At 59.9% G+C, this 26277-nt stretch carries 18 protein-coding genes, 1 tRNA gene and 2 pseudogenes; 9 read left to right on the top strand and 12 right to left on the bottom strand.

Annotated elements, in window-relative coordinates; translation table 11 throughout:
• Positions 1-46 precede the first annotated feature (46 nt).
• The 3 genes from tcuB to AT395_RS16000 form a co-directional block, all read right to left on the bottom strand.
• Entirely contained in the window at positions 47-1255 is a 1209-nt protein-coding gene (gene tcuB / locus AT395_RS16010) for a tricarballylate utilization 4Fe-4S protein TcuB (RefSeq protein WP_048629741.1), read from the bottom strand.
• The gene (gene tcuA, locus AT395_RS16005) at positions 1242-2651 is read right to left on the bottom strand and encodes an FAD-dependent tricarballylate dehydrogenase TcuA (protein ID WP_042116573.1); all 1410 of its coding nucleotides are present in this window, start codon (positions 2649-2651) and stop codon (positions 1242-1244) included. Before tcuA ends, tcuB begins: the two co-directional genes overlap by 14 nt.
• 63 nt (positions 2652-2714) lie before the next feature.
• Positions 2715-3668 carry a LysR family transcriptional regulator gene (locus AT395_RS16000; protein ID WP_048629740.1) on the bottom strand — a complete coding sequence of 318 codons (954 nt, stop codon included), beginning with the start codon at positions 3666-3668 and terminating at the stop codon, positions 2715-2717.
• Positions 3669-3978: 310 nt separating this feature from the next.
• Here AT395_RS16000 and AT395_RS26295 point away from each other — a divergent pair, with 310 nt between their 5' ends.
• The gene (locus AT395_RS26295; RefSeq protein WP_312024211.1) at positions 3979-4545 is read left to right on the top strand and encodes a BrnA antitoxin family protein; all 567 of its coding nucleotides are present in this window, start codon (positions 3979-3981) and stop codon (positions 4543-4545) included.
• 725 nt (positions 4546-5270) lie between these two features.
• Here AT395_RS26295 and AT395_RS25920 read toward each other — a convergent pair.
• Positions 5271-5636 (bottom strand): hypothetical protein, encoded by a 366-nt coding sequence (locus AT395_RS25920; protein WP_048629739.1) that lies wholly within the window; start codon positions 5634-5636, stop codon positions 5271-5273.
• A gap of 82 nt (positions 5637-5718) precedes the next feature.
• Positions 5719-6862 (bottom strand): annotated as a pseudogene (locus AT395_RS15980) (IS3 family transposase).
• Between the two features lie 479 nt (positions 6863-7341).
• Between AT395_RS15980 and AT395_RS15970 the strand changes: the two are divergent.
• A pseudogene (locus tag AT395_RS15970) lies at positions 7342-9450 on the top strand (polymorphic toxin type 22 domain-containing protein); the annotation flags it as partial.
• A 375-nt stretch (positions 9451-9825) separates the two neighbouring features.
• Positions 9826-10530 carry a tyrosine-type recombinase/integrase gene (locus AT395_RS15965; RefSeq protein ID WP_072632849.1) on the top strand — a complete coding sequence of 235 codons (705 nt, stop codon included), beginning with the start codon at positions 9826-9828 and terminating at the stop codon, positions 10528-10530.
• 8 nt (positions 10531-10538) lie between these two features.
• Here the strand turns inward: AT395_RS15965 and AT395_RS15960 are convergent, their stop codons facing one another.
• Together AT395_RS15960 and AT395_RS15955 are read right to left on the bottom strand one after the other, a co-directional pair.
• On the bottom strand, positions 10539-12005 hold the full coding sequence (locus AT395_RS15960; protein WP_048629738.1) for a hypothetical protein: 1467 nt from the start codon (positions 12003-12005) through the stop codon (positions 10539-10541).
• A gap of 289 nt (positions 12006-12294) precedes the next feature.
• Positions 12295-12384 (bottom strand) — tRNA-Ser (locus AT395_RS15955).
• Between the two features lie 316 nt (positions 12385-12700).
• Here AT395_RS15955 and AT395_RS15950 point away from each other — a divergent pair.
• Positions 12701-14425 (top strand): acyl-CoA synthetase, encoded by a 1725-nt coding sequence (locus tag AT395_RS15950; protein ID WP_104927626.1) that lies wholly within the window; start codon positions 12701-12703, stop codon positions 14423-14425.
• A gap of 136 nt (positions 14426-14561) precedes the next feature.
• Here AT395_RS15950 and hemW read toward each other — a convergent pair whose 3' ends face one another.
• Genes hemW through rph form a run of 3 tightly spaced genes read right to left on the bottom strand, consistent with a single transcriptional unit; the run spans position 14562 to position 17136 of the window.
• Complete coding sequence (gene hemW / locus AT395_RS15945) at positions 14562-15782, bottom strand: radical SAM family heme chaperone HemW (RefSeq protein ID WP_042116565.1); 1221 nt, start codon at positions 15780-15782, stop codon at positions 14562-14564.
• 5 nt (positions 15783-15787) lie between these two features.
• On the bottom strand, positions 15788-16405 hold the full coding sequence (rdgB, locus tag AT395_RS15940; RefSeq protein WP_042116563.1) for an RdgB/HAM1 family non-canonical purine NTP pyrophosphatase: 618 nt from the start codon (positions 16403-16405) through the stop codon (positions 15788-15790).
• A 2-nt stretch (positions 16406-16407) separates the two neighbouring features.
• Entirely contained in the window at positions 16408-17136 is a 729-nt protein-coding gene (gene rph, locus AT395_RS15935; RefSeq protein ID WP_042116562.1) for a ribonuclease PH, read from the bottom strand.
• Positions 17137-17347: 211 nt separating this feature from the next.
• Between rph and AT395_RS15930 the strand changes: the two genes are divergently transcribed.
• From AT395_RS15930 to AT395_RS15915, 4 genes are all read left to right on the top strand, one after another.
• Positions 17348-18277, top strand: coding sequence for a YicC/YloC family endoribonuclease (locus AT395_RS15930; protein WP_042116560.1), 930 nt, complete (start codon positions 17348-17350; stop codon positions 18275-18277).
• Between the two features lie 5 nt (positions 18278-18282).
• Positions 18283-18960 (top strand): guanylate kinase, encoded by a 678-nt coding sequence (gene gmk / locus AT395_RS15925; protein WP_042116559.1) that lies wholly within the window; start codon positions 18283-18285, stop codon positions 18958-18960.
• A 90-nt stretch (positions 18961-19050) separates the two neighbouring features.
• Complete coding sequence (rpoZ, locus tag AT395_RS15920) at positions 19051-19257, top strand: DNA-directed RNA polymerase subunit omega (protein ID WP_010804294.1); 207 nt, start codon at positions 19051-19053, stop codon at positions 19255-19257.
• A 60-nt stretch (positions 19258-19317) separates the two neighbouring features.
• A complete protein-coding gene (locus AT395_RS15915) occupies positions 19318-21732 on the top strand; it encodes a RelA/SpoT family protein (RefSeq protein WP_048629737.1) in 2415 nt (804 codons plus the stop codon).
• A 90-nt stretch (positions 21733-21822) separates the two neighbouring features.
• On the opposite strand, the gene greB is transcribed toward AT395_RS15915, so the two are convergent.
• Positions 21823-22383: a transcription elongation factor GreB gene (gene greB / locus AT395_RS15910; RefSeq protein WP_048629736.1), complete on the bottom strand. Its 561-nt coding sequence runs from the start codon at positions 22381-22383 to the stop codon at positions 21823-21825.
• Between the two features lie 201 nt (positions 22384-22584).
• On the opposite strand from greB, the gene AT395_RS15905 reads away from it, so the two are divergent.
• Complete coding sequence (locus tag AT395_RS15905; protein ID WP_042116557.1) at positions 22585-23484, top strand: pirin family protein; 900 nt, start codon at positions 22585-22587, stop codon at positions 23482-23484.
• Positions 23485-23610: 126 nt separating this feature from the next.
• Here the strand turns inward: AT395_RS15905 and AT395_RS25850 are convergent, their stop codons facing one another.
• Complete coding sequence (locus AT395_RS25850) at positions 23611-26193, bottom strand: cation:proton antiporter domain-containing protein (RefSeq protein WP_053086409.1); 2583 nt, start codon at positions 26191-26193, stop codon at positions 23611-23613.
• Positions 26194-26277 lie beyond the last annotated feature (84 nt).

Below are 26277 nucleotides of genomic sequence, written 5' to 3'. Positions count from 1 at the left end.
GGTTCTTATCTATAGTGATGGGCCCCCAAGGGGGCCCTGGTGACTGCTAATCCGAGCTGAGGCTCTGTGTGTTGCGTTGCCGCTTTTCTATCGATGATTTGAGCAACGCCGCCGAGCGAAAGACGCCGTGCGCGAACTTGCCGTAAGGCAGCGTGGCGAACAGCGCCATCACGATGCCAAGATGGATCGCGAGCAGCGATGGCATCGCCGAGGTCGTGCGGAACGCGAGCAGTCCGAGACCGGATGCGCTCGTCAGCAGCAGCAGCGCGATGAAGCCGCGGTCCATTGGCCGCTGACGGCTATCGCCTCGCTCCGGCGCGCGTTTCAGGTTCAGCCACAGCAGTCCCGCCGGCCCCGCAATCAGTCCGATGCCGCCCCCCGTTCCCAGCAGCACCGGTGCGCTCAGCAACGGATACGGCGCCTCCAGACCGAATGCATAGTGATAGAGCGTCGCGACCGCGGTTGCCGCAAAGCACAGCATGAAGCCGTAGAACGTCAGATGATGGAAACGGCGCCGCGCCAGCGTGAAGGCATCGTTCTCTTCGTTGCAGCCGTCGCCATGGCCGCCGTCCAGGTACTTGAGCGTCAGCGCGTTCTTGGCCGCTTCAGCGACGGCTGGCGCACTCGCCGTGCCTGTCGATACGTCGCGCCAGAAGCGCGTGACACCCACGCCGAGCGCGAGAATGGCGAACAGGAATACGGTGCCGAACATTGCCGCGAGCAGGTTGTGCGGAAATATCGCGTAGAAGTTCGCTGGCGCGGCATCGCCCGGCAAGCCGCCGTGCAATGCGCTGCCGAGCAGCAGAAACAGCGCGAGTCCGGCCGCCAGTGCCACCGACAAAGTCAGGCCGTTGCGCTTGTACAGCGCACCGAACGACGCGGGGAACGCGTATTCGGTGTAGGTTTCGAGCCGGACTTCGGCCATCGCTTTCGGCACGTTCACGCCGAATTCATGCGGCGGGGCGTACTGGCAAGCGTGATAGCACGCGCCGCAGTTGTGGCAGAGATTTGCCAGATAGTTGACGTCAGCCTTGCCAAATTCCAGGCGGCGCGTCATCGCCGGGAACACGGCGCAGAAGCCTTCGCAATAGCGGCAGGCGTTGCAGATCTGCATCTGCCGCGCCACTTCGGTTTCGCTGGCGCTCATCGGCGCAATGGGGATCACGCGCGCTGTGCCGCCGTGTGGATTTTTGTTCGTATCGACCGATAACACCGTGCGCGTGCGATCGGGCACGAGCGCGTCAGACTGCTGCACTGGTTGCCTCCGTTGTTTTGAGTGCGGCGCGCGCGGCCTGCGTCCCGGCAATGCGCCCGAAGGCCGTGCCGATCGACATGCCGACGCCCGCTGTATAGCCCTTACCGAGCACGTTGCCGGCCATCATTTCGCCGGCTACGAACAGGTTCTCACTGGCTTTGCCGCCGAAGTGGACCTGCGCGCGGTCATTGGTCCTGAGACCGAGATACGTGAACGTGATGCCTGGCCGCAACGCATAACCGTAGAACGGCGGCGTCTCGATTCGGCGCGCCCAGTGTGTTTTTGGCGGCGCGAGGCCTTCGGTGTGGCAGTCGTCGAGCGCGGTGTGGTCGAAGGTGCCGTCGCGGCATGAATCGTTATAGCGCGTGAGTGTTTCCACGAAGCGTGCTTCCGGCAGCCCGAGCTTGCGGGCGAGTTCCGGCAGCGTGTCGGCTTTTTCACCCGGAAACACTGGCGGCATGAAGCGGCCGATTGCCTTCGAGTCGATAATCGAATAACCGATCTGCCCCGGCTGATGCGCGACGAGCCGTCCCCAGATTGCATAGCGCTTCGGCCAGAAATCCTCGCCTTCGTCGTAGAAGCGCTCGGCGTTGCGATTCACCACGACGCCTAGCGACACGCAGTCGATGCGCGTGCAGATGCCGCCGTCATACAGCGGCGCGCGTGCGTCGATGGCGACGCAGTGCGACTGCGACGGGTCGCCGATCATGTCTGCACCGGCGTCGGTCATATGCTTGATGAGCACGCCCTTGTTGAAGCGCGTGCCGCGAATCAGGAAGTTGTCAGCGGGCCATTCGCCGCGCTCGTTTTGCCCCCACGCTTCGCGCAGCCATTCGCGATTTGATTCAAAACCGCCCGCCGCCAGCACGCAGGCGCGTGCCTCGAAGCGCTGACTGCCGCTGCGCGCCGCGATAAAGAGATTGCCGTCGAGTTCAAGGGAATCGACGGGCGTTTGATAGCGGATATCGACGCCGAGCGCTTCGGCGCTGCGGTAATACGCGTTGATGAGTGCTTTGCCGCCGCCCATGAAGAATGCGTTGGTACGTGCGACGTGCAGCGCGCCGGACAGCGGCGGCTGGAAGCGTACGCCGTGCTTCTGCATCCACGGCCGACACGACGACGACGCGCGGATCGTCAGACGTGCGAGATGCTCATTCGTGATCCCGCCGGTGACCTTCAACAGGTCCTGCCAGAATTCCTCTTCCGGATAAGCATCGACGAGAACGTCTTGCGGCGCATCGTGCATGCAGCGCAGATTGCGCGTGTGTTGCGAGTTGCCGCCGCGCCATTCGCGCGGCGCGGATTCGAGAAGTAGGACCGAGGCGCCCGCTTCGCGCGCCATCAATGCGGCACACAGCGCGGCATTGCCTCCTCCGATTACGAGCACATCGACCATCAGACTTGTCTCCTTTTGGACAAATCGTAAAGGTCTCGTGCCCGCGTCGCTACCCGCCAGCCGTCAAGGGGTCTTCACTTTTTGTGAAGGCGGGGGTTCCCGTAGTCGCGCTCCGGGCCAACGGCCTTCCCGCACCAGTTGACGGGCGACATCGGCGAGCACCACGCGCGCAGCAAGACCGGCGGGAGACAGTTCGTCGTCGGAGATGCTGGCGAGTATGTTGGGCCGCGTGGCGTATTTTTCCGCGACGGGCACGCTCGTCAGAATCACATTCTCGGGCCTTGCGAGCGCCGCGCCCGGCTGTATCGTCGCGCCGATGCCGGTGCGAACGAAGTCCATCAGGAGCGCAAGGCCGTCGACTTCGGCGACGATGTTCGGCTCGTATTCGGCGCGCCTGAACGCTGATAACAGCAGCGAACGCAGCCCATGCGTGCCGCTGGGAAGAATGAGCGGAAGCCTGCCGAGATTTTTAAGCCGGACGGATGCGCTCGTCGGCATACCATCGAGATCGCCTACGCCGATCAGGAACAGCCGCTCGTCCAGCAGCGGCAGCACGCTCCAGCGTTGCGCGGACTCCTCTCGGAACAGCACGGCGAGATCGATCTGGCGCGCACTCAGCATGGACGCAAGATAGCCGGAGAGACTTTCGACCATATGCAGCCGCACATCGGGATAGCGCGAGCGCATGGCCTGCATGAATGGGACACCTAGCACGCTCGCCGTGCTCGGCGCCATGCCGACGCTGACATGCCCCGAAAGACGTGCTGAGCGTGCGGCGAGCGCTGCATCTTCGATATGACGCAGCGCGAGTTGTGCCTGACGCCAGAACGCCAAACCCGCGTCGGTCGGAACGACGCCCCCCGAAGTGCGTTGCAGCAGACGCGTGGACAGTTCGCCTTCGAGACGGCTGATCTGCTGACTCAATGCCGAGGTCACCACACCGAGTTCCAGCGCTGCCTTGCCCATGCTTCCGTGTTCCACGACGCTGAGGAAATAGCGTAGTTGTCTGAGTTCCATTCCGTGACCGGTCAGAGGGATTAGGCGAATATTCTGACAGAACGTCGTCAGACAATCTGCGGTATAGGGACCACAGCGCGTCCCCTATAGCGTCTGCGACCGGCGCGAAAACGGACTCTCGAATGACCTTCCAGCGGCTCGGTTGAAAGGCTGCTCGTGGCCAAAAGCCGTCACTAGTTGCACTAAAGCACGTTTGCCATAGCCTCGTCCAAGGGACGCGTCAAATGGTGCGATTGCCTGCTTTTGCGGAGCATCACCTACAAAAGTCAGTAGCCACTACCACGGTAAACAAAGAACTCTGGAGGCGGCGGTGAAATTTGAACTGCGGGAACGGGGGGTGCCGTTCACGGTAGCCCAGGATGTTGAATGGGGCAGCGCGGTGATCGAAGAGGAGGTTCTAGCCGACTATGGCGAAAGACGTTACTGGGCGTTCGGGCAGATCGGTGACCGGCTGTTCGCATTGGCCCTCGTGGCTCGCACAGAAAAAATACACGTCATCAGCTTGCGCAAGGCGAATTCGCGAGCGGTGAACGCTATGCCGAAACTTAAGCCGGGAACCGTCTTTCCTACGCCGGCTGAGGACGCTAAGATCAAAAAGCAAATGCGTCAGGATTCGCAGAATCCGGAAGGGACGAAGAAGGACTTCGCCAAGGCGCGGCCTGCGAATGAGGTGTTGCCGGGGATCGTGGGCGAAGAGGCTGACGAGAAATTGCTCAAGCCGCGTGGTCGGCCCAAGGCTGAAATAACGAAGGAGCGAATCAACATTCGATTGTCGCCGGAGGTTGTCGATTACTTCAAGGTGTCCGGTAGCGGTTGGCAAACGCGTATCGATGCGGCGCTGCGGCAGTTCATTGCAGAGCATCCGCATTGGGTGTGATGGAATCCGCCGAACGGAATATATCGCGGTCTCTTTGAGCAGTCGACGCCGATACCATTTTCCTTTTAGATGATTTTTGGCCGTGAGGCATGCGAATGCCCGGCGGAATCCACAGCCAACTCCGGCCGTTCATCGACGCTTTTGCGCGGACATTTGAGCGTCAACGTTGCTGACGAGCGAGCGGCTGAGTCGCCTGCGCGACTTGATGGGAAGAGGGTAGAAGAACCTTGCGAGATCGATTGCGCCGAGTTCTGCAACAGAATCGGTCGAAGGCAGCCGTCTACAGGCAGTCAAATAGCGTTTGGGGAGGCTCACTTCGGCGCATTTGTCCGCCACAAACAGTCTCCCCCACACCAATAAGCAATGCGTTTGACGCTCGAAGCAGCCGGGGAGTATTCTTGTGCTGACGTGGCGATGCGTTTTGATCCGGTTTTTCCAAACGCCGGAATCCCGTCCCGCAAACTCGATATCCGTCAAACCCGGTTTAGTCTATTGAATGGGGGGCTGCGAAGATATCGTTGGATGGGTACCGTGGCCGAGATATTCGTTCCATTTTTGCCGACTATGGCCGAGGACGGTCTTGTGTGGGCAAATATTAGAGGGGGACTCGCATGAGCACTTGCAACGAACCGCATCACGCCCACCATAACCACGTGCACGGTCCTGGTTGTGGGCACACCGCAATCAAGCATGGCAACCACGTCGACTATCTGCATGACGGCCATTTACATCATCCGCACGGTGATCACGTCGACGAACACAGCATTGAGGTCAATGCCAAGAATCCGAATCAATGTACGCCGGGCTGCGGTGGTCATGAACCAGGTCACGTACACGGGCCCGGCTGCGGCCACGAACCTGTTCCGCACGGCGATCATGTCGACTACTTGGTTAACGGTCATCTCCATCATCCGCATGGCGATCACTGTGATGACCACGGTCCGGTTGAGGTTGTCTGACAGGCTTGTCACTGTGAGCGGGGTTATCTGCACCCGGACGCCGACGGCGACTAGGCCGTCGTGATCGTTTTCGAAGAGGAATCGGTCGCGTTGGTCTGCGCTGTATAGCGTGTGCCACGATCCGGCCCGCATGCGCACCCTAGCAATCCGGCGACAGACGGCAGTTTGCTGTCGTTCAAAATGCGGTTTGGACCGGCCAGAGTTTCATAGACACTCACGAGCCGTTTGGCGCGTAGCGCCGCTCAAACTCAATCGGTGAAAGATCGCCGGCGGAACCATGCCGACGAACCGAGTTATAAAACACTTCGATGTAATCGAACAGGTCCGAGGTCGCGCTCGCCCGACTCGGATAGATGCGCCGCTTGATTCGCTCCTTTTTAGGGCGCTGAAGAAGCTCTCGGCCACGGCATTGTCGTGGCAATTACCGCGCCGACTCATGCTTGGCACCATATGGTGCGCCTTCAGGAATGACTGCCAGTCATCGCTCGTGAATTGACTGCCCGGATCTGAATGCACCATGACACCGGGTCCCGGTTTGCGTATCCAAACCGCAGCCAACAACGCCTGTAAAACCAGATCGCTGGTCATCGTCGAGCGCGTAGCCCAACCAACGATCTGGCGCGAGTACAGATCCATAACAGCCGCCAGATACAGCCAGCCTTCGTAAGTCCGGATGCACGTGATATCCGTTACCCAGACCCGATTCGGTGCGATTGGCGCGAACTCACGGTTCAGCACGTTGGCGATCACGCCGACTGGACCACCCCGATAGCAGGGCTTGCTGCCATAGCCCACTTCTGCCCGCAGACCTTCGCCTTTCATGATGCGATGGACGCGGTGACGGCTGCACGTTTCGCCCGGTTCACGCAAATCCACCGTGACCTTGCGGTAGCCATAGACGCCCCCGCTGGCTAGCCAGGAATGCTTGATCAAACCGAGCAATCGATCATCCTCGCGCTTGCGGGCTCCGACTGTCTGCCGCTGCCAGACGTAATAGCCGCTGCGATGCACGCCGAGGACTCGGCACATCGAGTGCAGGTGGAACTCGCCGAGATGGGCTCGCATGAACGCGTACCTTGCCGTTATCCCTTTGCAAAGTACGCGGCGGCTTTTTTTTTAGAATGTCCCGTTCCTCAGTCATGCGCTTTGAGCTCGGCCTTCAGTCGCCGAACCTCGGCGTTCTGATCCAGCTCCGCCTGCCGCACGGCGTCGGGCCTGCCGAACTTCAGTTTCCATGCGTAAAGGCTGTGGGTTGTGATACCCAAACGCTGGGCCACCTCTGCCACCGAATGACCGCGTTCGGTTACCTGTTTGACTGCCTCGATCTTGAACTCATCCGTGTACCGCTTGCCACTCATGCTGACCTCCTCGGTTGCCGTAGACTATGGCTCGAAGATGTCTACGAAAGGCTGGCCGCTCCATAAAGACATTTAATGATATCCAAGAATCTAAAAAATGAACGTTAGCCGCATAGTCGCCTCGATCCGCTTGCTACTTATAGTTGGTGGAGCATTTCTATGTTCAAGTGTCTTCTGGGGGGCAATCGTCGTTATCGTGGCGCGCAAAGTGTTCGATACAAATAACGAATATATGCTCTTGGGCATGTTTGTCTTGACCTCGGCAATTTGCTTGTATTTTTGCATTGCGTTTTTCTTGCGGCGAGGGCAACGGAGGGCGTGAACCTAAATTAGGTTATGTCGATCATCTAGTCCCTGAGCGTAGCTTGCAACCAGCGTGGTACTTCGTCCCCATCGAACGCGTTCCTTGAACGTTTGGGTTGAGAAATTTCGCGAGTCAATCAACATCATCGATCAGCAGTACGAAAAAATAATCGATGACCAGTGGCTGGGGTGTATCGGCATCGTTCTCAAAGTCCAACGGCGACGCTAACTCGGATTCGACTTTCCAGAACAACTCGCATATCAACGCGAGTAATACGGCAGTGATTGTGAGCGGCGGCGATACGAATATCGTCGGCGGCAATGTGAATGCGGACAAAGTGATTGCGCGTGTGGGCGGCGATCTGAACATCGCCAGCGTGCAGGACACGAGCGAGAGTTCGGCACATCAGGAGAGTATGGGCGGTGGCTTCAGCGCGAGCATGGGAGGTGCGTCGGGCAGCTTCAGCTATTCGCGCGGTAACGCGAGCGGCAACTACGCTGGTGTTGTTGAGCAATCTGGGATTAAGGCCGGGTCTGGCGGGTTCGACGTCGACGTCAAGGGCAATACGGATCTGAAGGGCGCGTACATCGCGAGTACGGCAGATCCGTCGAAGAACCAACTGACGACGGGCACGCTGACGTTCTCCGATATCCAGAACCATTCCGACTACAGCGCGAACAGCTTCGGCTTTGGCGGCGGGGGCACGTTCGGTAATGGCGGCGCTAACGAGCGTACGACGGGGCCGAGCTCGGGCAAGAACACGGGTGGCATCGCACCCATGCTGCCGCAGTCGGAGAGCGGGAGCGAGCGAGGTGTGACGCGCAGCGGCGTGAGCGAAGGCACGATCACGCTGACGAACGGCGCGAATCAGACGCAGGATCTCGCCAGTCTGAACCGCGACACGTCGAACCTGAACGAAACGGTGAATCGCACACCGGATTTGCAGAACCTGCTTAACAATCAGTCGCGCCTGATGGCGGCCGCGACGGCGGCCGGGGAAGCGGTGGCGCGGGATATCGGGACGTATGCAGATAAGAAGCGAGAGGCGGCGCAAAAGCTGGCCGATGCTACGACCGATCCGGAGTTGAAGGCGCAGTATCAGAAGGAAGCTGACGACTGGAAGGAGGGCGGTGACTACCGTGCGGCAATGCACGCTGCAGGTGGAGCGATCATCGCAGGCTTAGGAGGCGGGAATGCCTTGGGTGGTGCGCTAGGCGCAGGGCTTACGTCGAAGCTTGGTGGCGCGCTGAACGAACTGAGCGAGAACATTCAGAAGGCACATCCGACGGGGAATGCCGACATCGATCAGGCGTTGGCACAGATTGTGGCGACGGGCGTTGGTACGGCGGTGGGGGCAGCGGTTGGTGGAAGTTCTGGGGCGTTCACCGGGTATAACGTTGATCGGTTTAATCGGCAGTTGCATCCGGATGAAAAGGTGCTCGCTAAGAGGGTCTTGGCGGATGCAAGACGGCGAGGCATCGTCAACCAAGATGGATCTCCGATCTCGATAGATCAAATTGAGAATGCTATGCGCTCAGCCAATAACAGCGCCTACGGCGAGACCGCGTGGACGGGAATGGTAGTGCCGCTCAATGCCGACACAAAGGCAAAGGAGATTTACGATAGTACCGGCATGCGTGTTTTCATCGATACGTCCGGAAACAAGTATCTTGTCCAGAATGCTGCGATGCTATCCCCACCTCCCGATGCGTTGCGCGACCTGATCGCAGCGAATACTGGGGGCCGAAGTTCGCCGTACAGCTGGAACGTATCGTCGTCTGAGAGTATTGGGCGCTCGCCCGCCGATTTGCCGAATAGTCAAGGTAACGGGCCGTTTCCACCGGGATTTAATACGGGGGACTATTCAGCAGGGTTGGGCACAAGTGGTCGTGGTCTTAAGCCCGACTACGGAACATTGAATACCGGGGCCTTATCTGGGGTTGTGACCGGCGTCATCAATTTCTACGATGGATCTACCTATCTATCAGGGGGCGTGGCTCAAACAAATCCATCTTCAATTTCTTGGCGGCCTGGTTTAAGCGCCACCGTTGGCTGGATCTTTGGTGTTGACAGCGCCAAAGGAACTAGCAGTTTCCTTGCAGGGGACGGCAATCAGATGTTCATTTCCATTCCAACACCTTTTAGGGTTAACGTTAGTGGTGCGATCACCCATTCGTATGGAGGGGCGACCGGGATTGAATTTGGCATCGGTACGCTAGGTCCGCTCACCGTCGGCGTACAGCCTTGGGGGCATTCCACTCAGGTAACGGAACCGTTGAAATAAGCGAGGTAATTATGGCTGCAGGCGGAGGACCAACCCCAGAGCAATGGGAGAAAATGAGTTCAAAAGATCGAACCGTCTATTGGGTATGTGTTGCCGTAGCGTGCGCAATCTTGGGGGCTATGGCAATCAAAAGGTTTTTTTTCTAAGGTGCATGTTAGATGCCTACGGGAGGAGGCGCCGAGTCTGTCATCCATGTTGTTTGTTTGACGAAAAATGGTTGTGTGCGACGAGGCGCTAGCTCCTGCCGTAGCGGAAGAAAAACTTAACGCAATGTCCGGGATGGGTTGACCACTACACTACGCCTTCTTTGACGACCCGCCAGCTCCACTTGATGAGAGCAAGCCGATCAACATCCGCCAGTATTTGGATTGGCGTGTGCGGACCACTGTAGACACCCTGCGCGCTGGCGGAAAGGAAGTCAAAGGTACGGAAGGACAGGTGCGTGCGAATCGAGAGAAGGCCTTGTTCTCGCACTTCTGGAACAAGGCTCGAGAGTGGGGGTATACAAATTTACAAAATCCTTGCGCCGGAATAAAAGGGTTCCGAGAGCGAGCAAGAGACGTCTATATTGAGGATGCTCAATACCGCGCAATATATGAGAATGCGCGCCAGCCCTTGCGTGATGCAATGGACTTGGCCTACTTGACGGGGCAGCGGCCGTCTGACGTTCTGAAAATGAGGGATCAGGACATCATGGATGGTTACTTGTGCGTGCAGCAAGGGAAGACGCGAGTCAAACTACGTATTTGCGTCGCCGGACAACTCAAGCAGACGTTGCAGCGTATTAAAAAACAAAAAGAAATTCAAAAGTGCAGCACGCGACTGGTTGTCAATGAGCGGGGTGATGCGATCGGCATCAAGTCGATTCAGTCGATGTTCGCCGAGGCTCGGATGCGATCCGGGCTAAGTGGTGCTCAAAACATTCAGTTTCGAGATCTGCGAGCTAAGGCTGGCACGGACACGGTCGAAAGTTCCGGCGATGTCCGTGCAGCCCAAAAGCAGCTGGGGCACACAAGCATAATGACTACCGAGCGATACATGCGCAACCGTCGCGGGGACAAGGTGGACCCCACTAAGTGACAAACGCTTTATGTTGCTTTCGACGCGGAAATCTTTCCGCGTCCGTCGATGAGGACAATCTCCGGACATTTGTCGAGCTTGAGCTTCTGGAGTATAGAAGTTGTTTTTGTAAGTTCTGGTTGTGTAAAAAACAATATGACTTTAATTGGTGGGTGCGTGGCTTTTGATGCCTGTGAGTATATTTCGGCTTGTTTCTTCAGATTTTTTTCAAGTTGAGTGTTTTTCGCAAGTTTGAATTCAATTATTGATTTGTCTGCACTTCCATAAGATACGAGAAAATCTGCTGGACCTCGTCCGTTGTTCACTTCGGCGTCTGCGCTATATGACGATGCAAACCACGTTAGCTTGAACATAATTTGAATATCGCTTTCTCGGGATATCGGTTTTCCATCGATGTAAAATAATCTATATCCGTCCTGTTGTTCGATCACGTCTTTGAGGAATTGAATTCTTTTCATTCCCTCTGTATAGCTGCTGGTGTTTGTTTCGTAGAATTTTGTCTTATCAAGAAGGCTCGCGAGATGCTTTATCTGGTTAACGAAAATTGTATACGCGGCTTGCACCTTGTCCGCGCTGGTTGATGTGGCATCAGACGACGAGTCTTCCTGAATTTTTACGTACAAATCAAGCAATTCTGGGTACTGCTGCACAACCTTTTCGATTGCCGACTCCCGTTCCGTTTTTGTCGGTTGGGTCGGAAGTGCCGAGATAAAATAGTTCTCCATCTGCTTGCGTAGAACGGCATTTTCTACTGTGCTTAGAACTCGTGAAAAATCCTCAACAAAACCGTTGTGGGATATCCAAGCATCGTCTTTAGTAAGTATGTTGACGGGGGTGAGCAGCACGAAATCGTTGCCGAATTTGGGAAGTGTGTATTCTTTCGTTGCCCAACTCTCAGTTTTGTAGTTAAAGCTAGTCTTTCCGATGTTGAATTTTGATAAGTATTTCGGATCTATGTGATTTTTTGCGAAATTTTCAGTGTACTCTGCTAAAAAACCTTTTATGAGATTGCATGTAAAGTCGCTAATGTTGTCTTTCCCAACGCCATTTTTTATGAGGGTAAGTTTTCCGAGGTGAGTGCCTGTTCGCGATTCATTGCCAAAATCCGCAAACGCTGAAATGAAGTTTCTTTTTAGTGAAAATGCAAACTCTTTTCCTAGGCCGCGTCCGTCGTTTCCAGTTTTGCTGTAGCCGAACCAGTTTTGCTTAACTTCTGGGAAGTAAAACCATGCCTTAACCAATTCTTTTGGAAGCTCTCCTGACGATTTTTTCTTAAGGAAGAGCATGTACTTAATTATTTCGTCATGAAGTATTTGGTAATCTTTGTTTTCGCTGTTGAAGAGAAGAAAGGGGTCAATGAATAGCGGGAGGTCGCCAAGGAGAGAGATGTTGAAAGCCCCATAATCCTCAACGGCGGTTGGCGTGACGCCAAAGAAATCTGAGAAATAGATCTTGAGGTCGTGTTTTGTTTTCATTTTTCTTGATGTTTTCGATCTGGGAAAACGTATCGTACCTCAAACTTATTGGGGTAATGATGGGTGCGCTCAGATCGTCCCGTCCGGCGCGGAGCGGCGTCAAGTTGGAGGGCCAACAGGGGGCCGATCGGCTCTTCGGCATCGCGATATTACCGATGTAGATCCTTTTCCGATCGTTGCAAAATGGTCGCGCTTGCTCGTCCGAATGCTAATTTCCGGCAGAGCTAAAGAGCGCAGGGCAGTTAGCCCGCGAGTTAGCGGCCGCAAACGTTGCTATTAAGGGAAAAACTGGCGGAGGCGGTGAGATTCGAACTCACGGAAGGGTTACCCCTTCGCTGGTTTTCAAGACCAGTCCATTAAACCACTCTGGCACGCCTCCGGGGCGTTGCGCACGACCGAGTGTCGTGGCATGGGATGCCGTCTGAAAAGACGGCGTTGGGATGCGTGCGGTCCGGGGGAATCGGCGTCGGGACTCCGACGCAGACCGGTACCGCACGGCAGCCGGCATTATACCCGCTCCGCACGCCATGTGAAGCCTCCCCCACACCCAAATTACCCCGCTACCCGCTCAAATCCTAGTGTTTTCCTCATCCACCCCTTGTCTTGTCATCCTCCGGCATGCATCATGCTTCAAGACGTGCGGTGAACGCCCCCCGCGTTACCGTGCGAGGCCAGACATGACCCGGAGACACCGCATGGATGCCGACACCTCCCGCGATTCCGCCCAAGAGACGTCAAACGACGCCAGCGGCGAGCGCGTGACCGACGCCCCGACTGCCAACGCTTTCACCTGGCAAATTCCAACCCTTTACAACATCGGCGTCGATGTCTGCGACAAATGGGCCGACGGTACCAACCGTCTCGCCCTCATTCACGAAAGCGCAGACGGCTCGCACGTGCGACTCACGTTCGATGTCCTCAAACAACTCTCGAATCAACTCGCCAACGAATGGCGCGCCAACGGTGTCAAGGCCGGCGACCGCATCGGCATCTTCCTGCCGCAATCGCCCGCCACACTCGTCGCACACGTTGCCGCCTATAAACTCGGCGCCATCGCCGTTCCTCTCTTCACACTCTTCGGCCCGGAAGCGCTTGCCTATCGCCTGCAAAATTCCGGCGCCGCCGTGCTCGTCACCGACCTCGCGAGCATTGGGAAGATCGACGACATTCGCGCCGAAATTCCGGACCTGCGCCTCGTCTACGTCGTGCACGATGACCTCCCCGAAGCGCATCATCACGTCGCCGACGACAAGGATTGGGGTGTTGCCGAAGACGGTCTGCTCGCCCTCTGGCCCGCCATCGCCTCGCGCGATCCTCACTTCGAACCCGTCCAGACCCGCGCCGACGCCCCCGCGCTCATCATTTATACCTCCGGCACCACCGGCAAGCCCAAGGGCGCACTGCACGCGCATCGGGTGCTTCTCGGTCATCTGCCGGGTGTGGAGACGTCGCACAACGGCTTTCCACAAGATGGCGATCTGATCTGGACACCCGCAGACTGGGCATGGATCGGTGGACTGCTCGACGTCCTCCTGCCGGCCCTGCATCACGGCGTGCCCGTCCTCTCGCGACGCTTCGAGAAGTTCGATCCGGTCGCGGCTTTCGATCTGATGGCGCGCCACGGCGTGCGGAATACCTTTCTGCCGCCCACGGCGCTCAAGATGCTGCGCACCGTCCCGTCGCCGCGCGAGCACTGGCCGCTGCAACTGCGCTCGGTCGCCAGCGGCGGCGAGTCGCTGGGCCCCGAATTGCTGAGTTGGGGACGCGAGCACCTCGGCGTCGATATCAACGAGTTCTACGGACAGACGGAATGCAACATGGTCGTCTCGTCATGCGCCGCCGAATTTCCAGCGCTGCCCGGCGCCATTGGACGCGCCGTACGCGGTCATGCCGTCACCATCGTCGATGACGACGGCAAGCCGCTTCCCCAAGGCACCGTTGGCAACATTGCCATCGCGCGGCCCAACCCCGTCATGTTCCTGGGCTACTGGCACAACCCGGACGCCACGATGGAAAAATACCGCGGCGACTACCTGCTTACCGGTGACTCGGGGTTTGTGGACGAACAAGGCTACATCACGTTCACGGGCCGCTCGGACGACGTGATCACCAGCGCCGGGTATCGTATCGGCCCCGGCCCCATCGAAGACTGCCTGATCCGCCATCCGTCGGTACAGTTCGCCGCCGTGATCGGAGAGCCCGACGAACTCCGCACGGAAATCGTGAAGGCGTTCGTGGTGCTGCGCGAAGGACATATGCCGTCCGATGCTCTCGCGAAGGAAATTCAGGATTTCGTGAAGCATCGCCTCGCGGCGCATGAGTATCCGCGTAAGGTGGTCTTTCTGCCGGAACTGCCGATGACAGTGACCGGCAAGATCATCCGCAAGGCGTTGCGGGAGATGGGCACGTCGTTGGGATGATGCCGGTGTGTTCCCGACGCCGGAGCCCATGACGAGGGAGGAGGGCGGGACGGCAGGCGGGCGGACATGCGCCGGGCAACGGCGCATGTCTCGCTGAAATAAGCCGCCGAACGCACGCGCATGCGACGGCGGAAGATTACTTCCCGTCGCGCTCCAGAAACATTCCCTGAAGGTCGTTCAGGAAGCGCTGGCCCAACTCGGTCGGGGCGATGCGCTGCGGATCGTCCACCAGCAATCCTTTGTCGACGCCGGCCGCCAGCGCTCTGGCAATTTTTGCCATCGGCAAGCCGGTACGGTCCGCGAAAAGCTCGCTCTTCACGCCGTCCGTCAGCCGCAACGCGTTGAGCATGAACTCGAACGGCAGATCGCGCACGTCCACTTCTCGCTCTTCCTGAACGGCATTGCCAGCCGTCGCCGCTTCCATAAACCGTTGCGGATGCTTGTGCCGGATTTGACGCAGCACCCGGTGGGGGAATGAAATCTTGCTGTGCGCGCCTGCGCCAATGCCGAGATAGTCGCCGAACTCCCAGTAATTCACGTTGTGCTTCGCGCGACGATGCGGTTGCGCATACGCCGACACCTCGTAATGCCCATAACCTGCCAACGCCGTGCGCTCTGCGATCCAGTCCTGCATGTCCGCAGCCGTGTCGTCATCCGGCACGGTAGGCGGATACTTGTGGAATTGGGTGTTCGGCTCGAGCGTGAGGTGATACAGCGATAAATGCGGCGGCGCGAACGACAAAGCAGTCTCAACGTCCTGTTGGCATTGCGCCAGCGTCTGGTTCGGCAACGCGAACATCAGGTCGAGGTTGAAGTTGTCGAAGTTCGCCTGGGCAATCTCGATCGCGTGACGCGCTTCGTCACCATCGTGAATACGTCCGAGTGCCTTGAGATGCTCGCTGTTGAAGCTCTGAATCCCGATGGATAACCGGTTGATGCCGCTCGCACGGAAGCTGCGAAACTTGTCGGCTTCAAATGTGCCGGGGTTCGCTTCCATGGTGATTTCGGCGTCGGCGTCGAGCGGCAGCAGTGCGCGCAGATCCGATAGCAGACGATCCAGCCCCGCCGCCGACAACAAGCTTGGCGTGCCGCCACCGATAAAGACGGTGTGCACGGGGCGCCCCCACACCAGCGGCAACGCTTGCTCCAGATCCTGACGCAGCGCGTCAAGATAGGCTTGCTCGGGGAAGGCCTGCGCGCCGCCATCGCCGCGCCACTCGTGCGAATTGAAGTCGCAGTACGGACACTTGCGCACACACCACGGAAAGTGCACGTACAGCGACATCGGCGGCAATGCCGGCAAACTGATTTTGCCGGACCGCAGGAAGTTCTGCACGGGCAGCACGGACTCGCTCATACCGCTCACGCCTCCCGGCCCATTTTTTCCAGCAGTACGCGCAAGGCGCGCGCCCGGTGGCTATGGGCGTTCTTGACGGCGGGATCGAGTTCCGCAGCCGTTTGATTCAACGAGCGGATGAGGAAATGCGGATCGTAGCCGAAACCGTGTGCGCCGCGTGGCGTGTCGACGATCTCGCCATCCCAACGGCCCTCGGCAATGATTGGCTGCGGATCTTCGGCATGACGCACCAGTACGAGCGCTGCGAAGTAATAGGCGTCGCGATAGCCGGGGGTGTCGGCGTGCGGTGCGAGTTGTTCGATCAGATGACGGTTGTTCGCGGCATCCGATTTTTCGCGCCCGGCACGGGCGGCGTAGCGCGCGGAATATACGCCCGGGGCGCCGCCGAGGATCGGCACACACAGGCCGGAATCGTCCGCCAGTGCCGGCAGTCCGGTCGCCGCCGCAGCATGCCGCGCCTTCGCCAAGGCGTTCTCGATAAAGGTCACGTGGGGTTCTTCGGCTTCGGAAACGCCAAGCATGCCCTGCGGCACCAACTCGATGCCGAGCGGCTCGAACAACGAGGCGAACTCGCGCAGCTTGCCCGGGTTGTTAGACGCCAGCACGATCTTGTGCATCGCCATCGTCAGACTCCCAATGCGCGCTTCTGCGCGTCGATCAACTGACGAATGCCGGTATCGGCCAGATCGAGCAGCACGTTGCTTTGCGCCCGCGTGAACGGCGCCCCTTCGGCCGTTCCCTGAATTTCGACGAAACCGCCCTCGCTCGTCATGATGACGTTCATGTCGGTGTCGCACGCGGAGTCTTCCGCGTAGTTCAGATCGAGCACCGGGTGGCCCTGATACAGCCCGACCGATACGGCGGCAACGTGCGCGCGGATGGGCGACGCGTCGAGTTTGCCGTCGGCGATGAGCTTCGAGACGGCGTCATGCGCTGCGACGAAAGCGCCGGTGATCGACGCACAACGCGTGCCGCCGTCGGCCTGAATGACGTCGCAGTCGATCTGGATCGTGCGCGGGCCGAATTTCTCGAGATCGAACACGGCGCGCAGCGAACGGCCGATCAGGCGCTGAATTTCCTGGGTGCGTCCGCTCTGCTTGCCACGAGCCGCTTCGCGATCGCTGCGAGTGTGCGTGGCGCGAGGCAGCATGCCGTATTCGGCGGTGAGCCAGCCCTGACCGGAATCGCGCAGAAAGCCCGGCACTTTCTCTTCAACGCTGGCGGTGCAGATGACCTTGGTTTCGCCGCATTCGATCAGTACCGAACCTTCGGCATAACGGGTGTATTGGCGGGTAATGCGCACGGGGCGCAGTGCGTCTTGCGCACGGCCGTCCGGGCGGGTGATTAGCGTCATGAGTGAATGTCCTGCGAGGTGAATTTATGCGGCAATACCCGAATGGTATCGCTAAATGCGTCGAGCCTGGCATCGCCGCCCGGCGCCGCGTGCCGATTCCTGAGGACAAGGCAGGAAAATGCGATAATCGCGTTTCATCCATGCATGCGAATCCGATTGCTGCACCCCCTCGCTGAAAAACTGTCACGAGGCTGTGGTACCGGACACCCCGATGAAAGACAACAACATCTACAGTATGACCGGCTACGCCAGCGTCACGCGCGACATTGCGCATGCCGATGGAGCCGCAGGCGCGAGCGTGTCGGTCGAATTGCGCACGGTTAATTCGCGCTTCCTCGATCTGGCATTCCGTATGCCGGAAGAAGCGCGTGCCTGCGAGCCAGTGCTGCGCGAAGCGCTCACTGCGAAGCTCTCGCGCGGTAAGGTCGATATTCGTATCAATGTGCAGCGTCCCGAGAGTGGCACGAACGGTGCGCTCAATCTCGACGCCGTCAAACAACTCTCCGAACTCGAACAGCAGGTTCTCGCGATTTTCCCGGACGCGGAACGTATGCGCACTGGCGAAATTCTGCGCTGGCCGGGCGTGCTCGGCGAAGAGTCGGTGACTGCCGAAGCGCTGCGCGACGCGGTGATCGATGCCGGACGCGCCGCCATCGGCGATCTCGTCGACGTACGCAAACGTGAAGGTGCGCAGCTCAAGGCCAGCCTCATCGAGCGTATCGAGAACATGGAGAAGATCCTCACCGGCTTGCAGCCGCTGGTGCCGGAGCTGATCTCGCGCCATCAGCAGAAGATCATCGATCGGCTGCAGGAGGCGCTGGGTGTCGTCGTGCCGGAAGGCTCGGCCGCGCCCGGCAAGGAGGAAATCGCCGAACGCATTCGTCAGGAAGTGACGATGTATGGCGTGCGTATCGACGTGGCGGAAGAACTCACGCGCCTGGACGCTCACCTGAAGGAAACCCGCCACATCCTCGACAAGGGAGGGTTGGTCGGCAAACGGCTGGACTTCATGATGCAGGAGCTCAATCGCGAAGCGAATACGCTCGGCTCGAAGGCCGCCTCGAAGGAACTCGCCGATGCCTCGATGGAGCTCAAGCTCTACATCGAGCAGATGCGAGAGCAAGTGCAGAATCTGGAGTAAGTCGCATGACCCCGCAATCGCAAGTCACGCCCCCCGCGCTGCATGCCGAGTATCCCGGCAATCTGTTCATGGTGGTCGCCCCGTCGGGCGCGGGCAAGTCCACGCTCGTCAACGCGTTGCTCGCGCAGGACAGCGAGGTTCGCCTGTCGATCTCGTGCACCACGCGCGCACCGCGTCCGAACGAGGAAGAGGGCGTGCATTACAACTTCATCTCCGTCGAGCAGTTTCTGGAGCGCCGCAAGCGCGGCGAGTTTCTGGAAAGTGCCGAAGTGCATGGCAACTACTACGGCACGTCGCGCGTGTGGATCGAAGAGCAGATGCGCGAAGGCCGGGACGTGCTGCTGGAGATCGATTGGCAGGGTGCGCAACAGGTGCGCAAGCGCTTTTCGAATGCGGTCGGCATTTTCATTCTGCCGCCGTCCATCGAGGCGCTCGAAGCGCGGCTGAAGAAGCGCGGCACAGACGAGCCGAAGGTGATCGCACGTCGTCTTCTGGCGGCCGGCGGCGAAATCGCCCACGCGCCCGAAGCGGATTTCATCATCATCAACGACGAATTCCAGCGTGCCCTCGACCAACTGCAATCGGTCTTCACTGCGGTGCGTTTGCGCTTCGCTTCCCAGTACGCCCGGCACAAGACATTGTTCACGGATCTGGACATCCACGCGCCGAACGAGCACCCGTAACCCCCTGCGCTTGGCCGGTGGCGCTCGCGTTTTGCGCGAGCCTGCGCCGGCTGCGATAGAATACGCCTTATATCAAGAAGGAACCTCCTTATGGCCCGTATTACCGTTGAAGACTGCCTGAAAAGAATCCCGAATCGCTTCGAGTTGGCACTCGCCGCGACCTACCGCGCCCGCCAACTGGCGCAAGGTCACACGCCGAAGCTCGAGAACAACAAGGACAAGCCTACCGTTGTCGCGCTGCGCGAAATCGCTGCGGGTCAGGTGGGCATCGAGATGCTCAAGAAAGTGCCGCTCTGATCAGGAGACTGCACTGATGCGATGTGACGTTCCGGGCCGCTCGACGATGCAGGTACACGTATGAGTCATGCGAAATCACCGGCCGCGTCCATCGCTGCGGATGAACCCAAAGCGGGGGAGCCGAAGCCCGAGCGCAAGAAAAAGAAGGGCGAAAGCGCCACGCGGCAATACATCGATGCGCTGCTAGAGCAGTCGTACCGGCATTTGTTCGGTCCGACCGCAACGCCTGAGCAGCCGCGTAAGCATGAGGTCGTTTCGATTGCCCGTCTGAAGGGCATGCTTGGGGAATACCTCAAGGAAAGCGATCTCGCGCAAATCAAAGAGGCATTCCAGTTCAGCGACGAGGCCCACCTGGGCCAATATCGCCAGAGCGGACAACCCTACATCACCCATCCCGTTGCCGTTGCCGAGATCTGTGCCGAGTGGAAACTCGATGCGCAGTCGATCATGGCCGCCCTGTTGCACGACGTGATGGAAGACCAGGGGGTGACCAAGGCCGAGCTCGCCGAGCGATTCGGCCCGAAGGTCGCAGAACTGGTCGACGGTCTGTCGAAACTCGACAAGATGGAGTTTCGCAGCCGGGAGGAAGCGCAGGCCGAGAGTTTCCGCAAGATGCTGCTGGCGATGGCGCGCGATGTTCGCGTCATCCTCGTTAAGCTCGCGGACCGCCTGCACAACATGCGCACGCTGGGCGTCACGTCGACGGAAAAGCGGCGCCGCGTGGCGCGCGAGACGCTCGACATCTATGCGCCCATTGCGCACCGTCTCGGTCTGAACAATACCTACCGCGAGCTTCAGGACCTGAGCTTCGCGAATTATCATCCGCGTCGCTACGCCGTGCTCGACAAGGCCGTGAAGGCCGCGCGCGGCAACCGGCGCGAAGTGGTCGGCAAGATCCTCGACGCCGTCGAGAAGGCGCTCACCGATGGCGGTGTGAGTGCCGACGTCTTTGGCCGCGAGAAAACGCTCTTCAGCATCTATAACAAGATGCAGGAAAAGCAACTGTCGTTCTCGCAGGTGCTCGACGTGTATGGCTTCCGCGTTGTGGTCGAGTCGAATGCGCAGTGTTATCTGTCGCTCGGTGTTCTGCACGCGCTCTACAAGCCGGTACCGGGCAAGTTCAAGGACTACATTGCAATCCCGAAGGTTAATGGCTACCAGTCGTTGCACACGACCCTGGTGGGCCCCTTCGGTACCCCCATCGAATTTCAGATTCGCACGCGCCGCATGCACGAGATCGCGGAGGCGGGCGTGGCTGCCCACTGGCTGTACAAGAACGGTGGCGCAGATATGAACGATGTGCAGAAGCATGCGCATCAATGGTTGCAGTCGTTGCTCGACATTCAAAGCGAGACCGGCGATTCGACCGAGTTCCTCGAACACGTCAAGATCGACCTGTTCCCCGACGCCGTTTACGTCTTCACGCCCAAGGCGCGCATCATGGCGCTGCCGCGCGGTGCGACGGCGCTCGACTTTGCCTATTCGGTGCACAGCGATCTGGGTAATCAGTGTGTTGCCGTCAAGATCAACAACGAGTTGCTGCCGCTTCGCACCGAGTTGAAGAATGGCGATATCGTGGAAGTCATCACCGCGCCGTATTCCAAGCCGAACCCTGTCTGGCTCGGGTTCGTGCGCACGGGCAAGGCGCGCTCGGCCATTCGTCATTACCTCAAGACGATGCGTTTCGCCGAGTCGGTGCAGCTTGGCGAGCGTCTGGTCGAACAGGCGCTCAAGGGCTATGGCCTGACGATGAGCGAGATTTCGCCGGAGATCTGGGACAAGCTCGCGCAGTGGACCGGTAACAAGGACCGGCAGGACATCTTCGCGGACATCGGGCTCGGACGCCGCGTGGCGGCTGTTATGGCCAAGCGTCTGGCCGTGCTCTTGTCGGGCAAGGAAAGCGAGAATGACACCGATAGCCCGGACGATCCCGATTCGCCGCGCACAGGCGACGAGAACGTTGGCCCGCCGGTGCTCATCACGGGGACGGAAGGCATGTCGGTGCAGTTCTCGTCGTGCTGCCGTCCGATTCCGGGCGACGCCATCATGGGGTATATCGGTATCGGTCTGGGCATGGCGATCCACACGACCGACTGCCCGGTCGCCCGCCGCATTCATCGCAAGGATCCGACCCGCTGGATCGACGTTGCGTGGGCGCCGCAGCCGGGACGTTTGTTCGACGTTGGGATCAAGGTGCTCGTGCATCACAACCGCGGCGTGTTTTCGCGGGTGGCAGCCGACATTACCGCGTCTGACGCCAACATTGTGCACATTGGCATGGATGAAGTGGTGCCGGACGAATCGGCCACGCTGCGCTTCCTCATTCAGGTGAGCGACCGCGTGCATCTGGCCAACGTGATGCGCCGTATCCGTGTGAATCCCGATGTGATGCGTGTGGCGCGCGAGCGTCCGAGCGAGCGCCATCAGGAAGAACTGCACGCCATGCGCGTGGCGCGCGAACGCGGTAACTTCTGACGAGACGGCCGGCGCCCCGTCGATCGTGGCGCGCCGGCACCGTCTCTGCCGCGATTTTTCAGACGCTGAAAGTTCTCGTGAGCGTCGTTGTCATTCCGACGGCGGATAGTGCACGTCCAGGATCTCGATCTGTTCGAGTCCGGCCGGGGTGCGCAGCGGCACCGTGTCGCCGATCTTCGCCTTGGTGATCGCGCGGGCGATGGGCGAAATCCAACTGACATGTCCCCGGTCGAGATCGACTTCGTCGATGCCGACGATCATGATCTTGTGTTCGTCGCCCTTGCTATCGGCATAGGTCACCTCTGCACCGAAAAACACCTGATCGACGTTCTCCTGACGGCGCGTGTCGACGACTTCCGCATTGTCGAGGCGTCGCGTGAGAAAGCGGATACGCCGGTCGATTTCGCGCAAACGCCGCTTGCCGTAAATGTAGTCGCCGTTCTCCGAGCGATCGCCATTGGATGCCGCCCACGATACGATTTTCACGACTTCGGGGCGCTGATTGTCGATCAGGTCGAGCAATTCGTCCTTCAGGCGACGGTAGCCGGCCGGTGTGATGTAGTTCTTGGTGCCCGCCGGAATTTCCGGGGCACCGGCGTCGAGATCGTCATCGTCGTCGCCGCTGTCTTCCTTGACGAAGGCTTTGTTCATAAGTCCAGGCACGCAACGAGCGCGTGCAGAAATGCGTTTCGGGATGCCTGCATTATAGGTTCGATGTGCCTCAGCCATGTGCGCGAGCCCGATTTGCCCGAATTGGCCATCCGGCAATCATGCTCAGGTGTCATGGAGTGCCTCGCCAATGTCCTCTACAATCGATGCAGCCCGCCCCCATGACCGCAGGAGAATCGCGCAATGACTGATTCCACGAGCCCCTTTCTTGCCGTACTCAAGCCGCATTTGAGCGACATTGGTGCCTTTACCGTGCAACGCAGTCTGCCCAGCCTGCCATTCAAGACGGTCGGCCCGTTTATCTTCTTCGACCATATGGGCCCGGCCACGCTGGCGCCGGGGCAGGGCATGGACGTTCGCCCGCATCCGCACATTGGGCTGGCAACGGTCACTTATCTGTTCGACGGCGAGATCTGGCATCGCGACAGCCTCGGTAGCGACCAGCGCATTACGCCGGGGGCGGTGAACTGGATGACGGCCGGACGCGGCATCGTGCATTCTGAGCGCACGCCGCCGGAGGTACGTGAGCGCGGCGGTGACGTTCACGGCATTCAAACGTGGGTCGCGCTGCCGCAGGCCGATGAAGAGACCGAGCCGACGTTCGCGCATCATGAGGCGTCGTCGCTGCCCGATATCTTTCTGCCGGGCGTGCATATGCGCCTGATTCTCGGGGAAGCGTTCGGTGAAAAGGCGCCGGTGAAGGTGTTCTCGCCCATCTTCTATCTGGCCGTCGATATGGCGCCTTGCGCCGCGTTCGTGCTGCCGCCCGAGTACGCCGAGCGCGCCGTCTACACCGTGCAGGGCGAGGTAACGGTGAACGACGAAGTCCTGCCGGCGCAGCGCATGGGCGTGCTCGCGCCGCACACCGACGTGCGCATCGTTGCAGGCGACCAACCCGCACGGCTGATGCTGTTGGGCGGCGCGCCGCTTGACGGTGAGCGCTTTATCTTCTGGAACTTCGTGTCGTCGAGCCGTGAACGTATCGAGCAGGCCAAGGCGGCCTGGACGGCCCAGCAGATGGGCACCGTGCCCGGCGAGACTGAGTGGATTGCGCTGCCCGAGCGCAAGCCGACCGCGAAATAAGCCGTTTTCCGCGTTGCCGCCGCCGGGCAATCCGGCAACCCGGCATTCCAGCGCCTGCTATCGAGGTGATCGGTCGCAGGCGTTTTGCCTCGGCATTCGGCAGCGCGGATAGTCGTGCGGGACGTGTCACGCACTCAGCACAATGACCGAACAGCGGCGCTCTTCAAGCAGGCGGTGCGAGATCGCGCCGAAGTTGAGGCGGTCGCCGAAACGCGGTTGCACGCCGAGTACGAGCAGATTGTGCTTGCCGTGATGGATCTGATGCAGCACAGCTTCGTCGACCTTGCCGCCAGCGAGCAGGCGCGTGCGCAGCTTTACGCCGTTTCGTTCTGCCAGCGCGTGGAGATTTTCCATCATCGCGGCTTCGGCGGCGTCTGGGCGCAGCACCCTCGGACGCCAGCGCCGATGCAGCATGCCCGGCGCGACGCGTGCAGAGACGTGCAGAGCGGTGACGGGCGCGTTGGCCGCCCGTGCCAGCGTGATGGCGAGTTCGGCTGCGTGCCTCGAATAGTCGGTGCCTGAGACCGGGACGAGGATATTCAGCGACGCATCGGGTTGGCGGATATGGTCGCCATGCGCGAGTACGATGCCGATTGCGCCATCGAACGCCTTGGTCAGCGGGAGGACGCCCGTGGGCAGGGGGAGCGGTGGGACATCCGAATCGGATTCCTCGCCGGGCGCGTCGAATCCGGCGATCACGAAGCCGTAGCCCTTGGCGATTTCGTCGGAAATTCGAGTGGCTTCGTGACTGCTGTCGGGGTGCGATACCTCTTGCTCATGTGCAGTGTCAGACGGATCACGCGCGCCGAAATCACCTTCCTCGGTTGCCTCGCTCACGCGCTTGTCGTCGTGCGCTTCGCCCACCGGCTCGTGTCGCGGGGCATGGGTGTCACTACCGTCCGATGGTGCTGGCGTGTCGTCGTCACCCCGGGTTTTGCTTTCCTTGACCGGCCCATGCGGCAGCTCGGGGGTCTTCTGGGGCGGCTTGCCCGTACGCTCGCGCAGCACCAGCCGCGACGCCTCGCGTGCGTGATTCTGGCTCGCATCGTCTTCCACGCCCGGCGTGCCAGGCGCCCGCGCCACCGCCAGCGTGGCCGCTGCGAGGGCAATGTCGTAGGCGTCGCGCCCGGTGCCTTCGTCGTCGGCCCCCTTGCCGTTCGCCTGGTTCCGGTCGTCGTCGTTCTCGTGATGCCCGGCAGGTTTGCGTTGTCCGGCACCTTCAGGCTCCAGTGCCTCCTGTGCAGACCTGCTCGCCGTGCGTGCGGTCTTTCCGCCGTCGGTGGCGGCAGGTGCCGGCGCCAGCACCGTCGTGAGCGTGCCGCGCACCCCGGCCGTCAGGCCGGCGATCCAGGCGGCAAAGCGTCCGTTGGCGCTACCGTCGACGGCGGCCAGAATGCGTTCGACGTTCGGCAGGAAGTCCTTCTCTTCGGCGGCCTCCTTCTCAAGTCGCGCTTTCTCCTGTTCAGAGAGCGGAATGCGAACGAGCGCTCGCCGCAACACGGGTGGCATGATGAGCGTAGTCATGAGTGCCATGATTACGATCATCGTGAACAGGTCTTTGCTGAGGACACCGAGCGACAGCCCGATGCTCGCCACGATAATCTCGGTGGAGCCGCGCGCGTTCATACCGGTCGCAAGGGCCAGGGCTTCGGCCGAGGACATGCCGCCGAGGCGTCCGCCGATGAAACATCCAGAGAATTTGCCGATGCTGGCAATCAGGATCAGGCCGGCGACGAGCCCGAGCATTCGCCAGTCGAACAGGATCGTCAGATCGACCGACAGCCCCGCCACGCCGAAGAACACAGGGGCGAAGAGGGCGACGATGAGCCCGCGTAGCTGCGCTTCGATCTGTTCGATGAGAATGGGCGACTGTCCGATCATGACACCTGCCATGAAGGCGCCCAGCGCAGTGTGCACGCCAAGTTTGTCGGTCGCGAGCGCCAGCACGAAGGTGATGACGAGAATCGCGCTCAGCACGGGCATTTCACTGGTGAAGCGGTCGTTCGTCCAGCGCACCGCCACGGCGACGGCCCGTTTGCCGACGGTGAAGCACAGCACGATGAACAGCAACGTGCCGCCGAGGCTGAACGACAGGTGCCCGAGATCGATCGAACCGCTCGCGCCCAAGCCGGCAATGGCCGCAATGATGATCCAGCCAGTGGTGTCGTCGAGAATGGCGGCCGCGAGAATGATCTGGCCAATGTTGCGGCGCAGGTAGTCCACCTCGCGAATGACCATGGCCACGACTTTGACCGACGAGATGGAGAGTGCCGTGCCGAGGAAGAGGGAGGTGACGAGTCGCGCTTCGGGGTGTGGCAGCAGATTATCGGGCAGATGCCAGCCGAGTGCGAACCCGCAGGCGAACGGAATCAGCATGCCGCCTGCGGAGGCGAAGATCGCCATTCGCTTCATGCGGCGAACGAGGCCGAGGTCGGTTTCCAGTCCGGTGGAGAGCAGAAGCAGCAGCACCCCCAGCTCGGAGACCGCGTCGAGCATCTTTTTCTGGGCTTCCGAGTCGGGGAATACGGCATGTTGCCAGGCAGGCATGAGCGCACCGAAGACCGACGGGCCGAGTACCACGCCCGCCAGCAACTGGCCCATGACTGCGGGCTGCCGCAGGCGTTGCATTACCTCGCCGAGCAGACGGCCGACGAGGACCAGTAAAAGGAGCTGCGTGAAGAAGATTGCGGTGCCGTGGCCTGCGTGCATGTGCCTCCCTGCCTGTCGTGGGACGGCGCGCGCCGGGGAAGGGAACCCGGCGCGCTAAAGCGCGTCCGTACCGATTTGCCCAGT

Origin of the sequence: Pandoraea apista (assembly GCF_001465595.2) — a bacterium.
GTDB classification, from domain to species: Bacteria; Pseudomonadota; Gammaproteobacteria; order Burkholderiales; family Burkholderiaceae; genus Pandoraea; species Pandoraea apista.
Note: the sequence above shows the minus strand (reverse complement) of the source record. Positions and strands in the feature narration are given on the sequence as shown.

Coding starts and splice junctions, on each gene's coding strand:
- tcuA (WP_042116573.1), bottom strand. CDS start 2,651: ATGGTCGATGTGCTCGTAATCGGAGGAGGCAATGCCGCGCTGTGTGCC.
- AT395_RS16000 (WP_048629740.1), bottom strand. CDS start 3,668: ATGGAACTCAGACAACTACGCTATTTCCTCAGCGTCGTGGAACACGGA.
- AT395_RS25920 (WP_048629739.1), bottom strand. CDS start 5,636: ATGCGGGCCGGATCGTGGCACACGCTATACAGCGCAGACCAACGCGAC.
- AT395_RS15960 (WP_048629738.1), bottom strand. CDS start 12,005: ATGAAAACAAAACACGACCTCAAGATCTATTTCTCAGATTTCTTTGGC.
- AT395_RS15950 (WP_104927626.1), top strand. CDS start 12,701: ATGGATGCCGACACCTCCCGCGATTCCGCCCAAGAGACGTCAAACGAC.
- hemW (WP_042116565.1), bottom strand. CDS start 15,782: ATGAGCGAGTCCGTGCTGCCCGTGCAGAACTTCCTGCGGTCCGGCAAA.
- rdgB (WP_042116563.1), bottom strand. CDS start 16,405: ATGGCGATGCACAAGATCGTGCTGGCGTCTAACAACCCGGGCAAGCTG.
- rph (WP_042116562.1), bottom strand. CDS start 17,136: ATGACGCTAATCACCCGCCCGGACGGCCGTGCGCAAGACGCACTGCGC.
- AT395_RS15930 (WP_042116560.1), top strand. CDS start 17,348: ATGAAAGACAACAACATCTACAGTATGACCGGCTACGCCAGCGTCACG.
- gmk (WP_042116559.1), top strand. CDS start 18,283: ATGACCCCGCAATCGCAAGTCACGCCCCCCGCGCTGCATGCCGAGTAT.
- rpoZ (WP_010804294.1), top strand. CDS start 19,051: ATGGCCCGTATTACCGTTGAAGACTGCCTGAAAAGAATCCCGAATCGC.
- AT395_RS15915 (WP_048629737.1), top strand. CDS start 19,318: ATGAGTCATGCGAAATCACCGGCCGCGTCCATCGCTGCGGATGAACCC.
- greB (WP_048629736.1), bottom strand. CDS start 22,383: ATGAACAAAGCCTTCGTCAAGGAAGACAGCGGCGACGACGATGACGAT.
- AT395_RS15905 (WP_042116557.1), top strand. CDS start 22,585: ATGACTGATTCCACGAGCCCCTTTCTTGCCGTACTCAAGCCGCATTTG.
- AT395_RS25850 (WP_053086409.1), bottom strand. CDS start 26,193: ATGCACGCAGGCCACGGCACCGCAATCTTCTTCACGCAGCTCCTTTTA.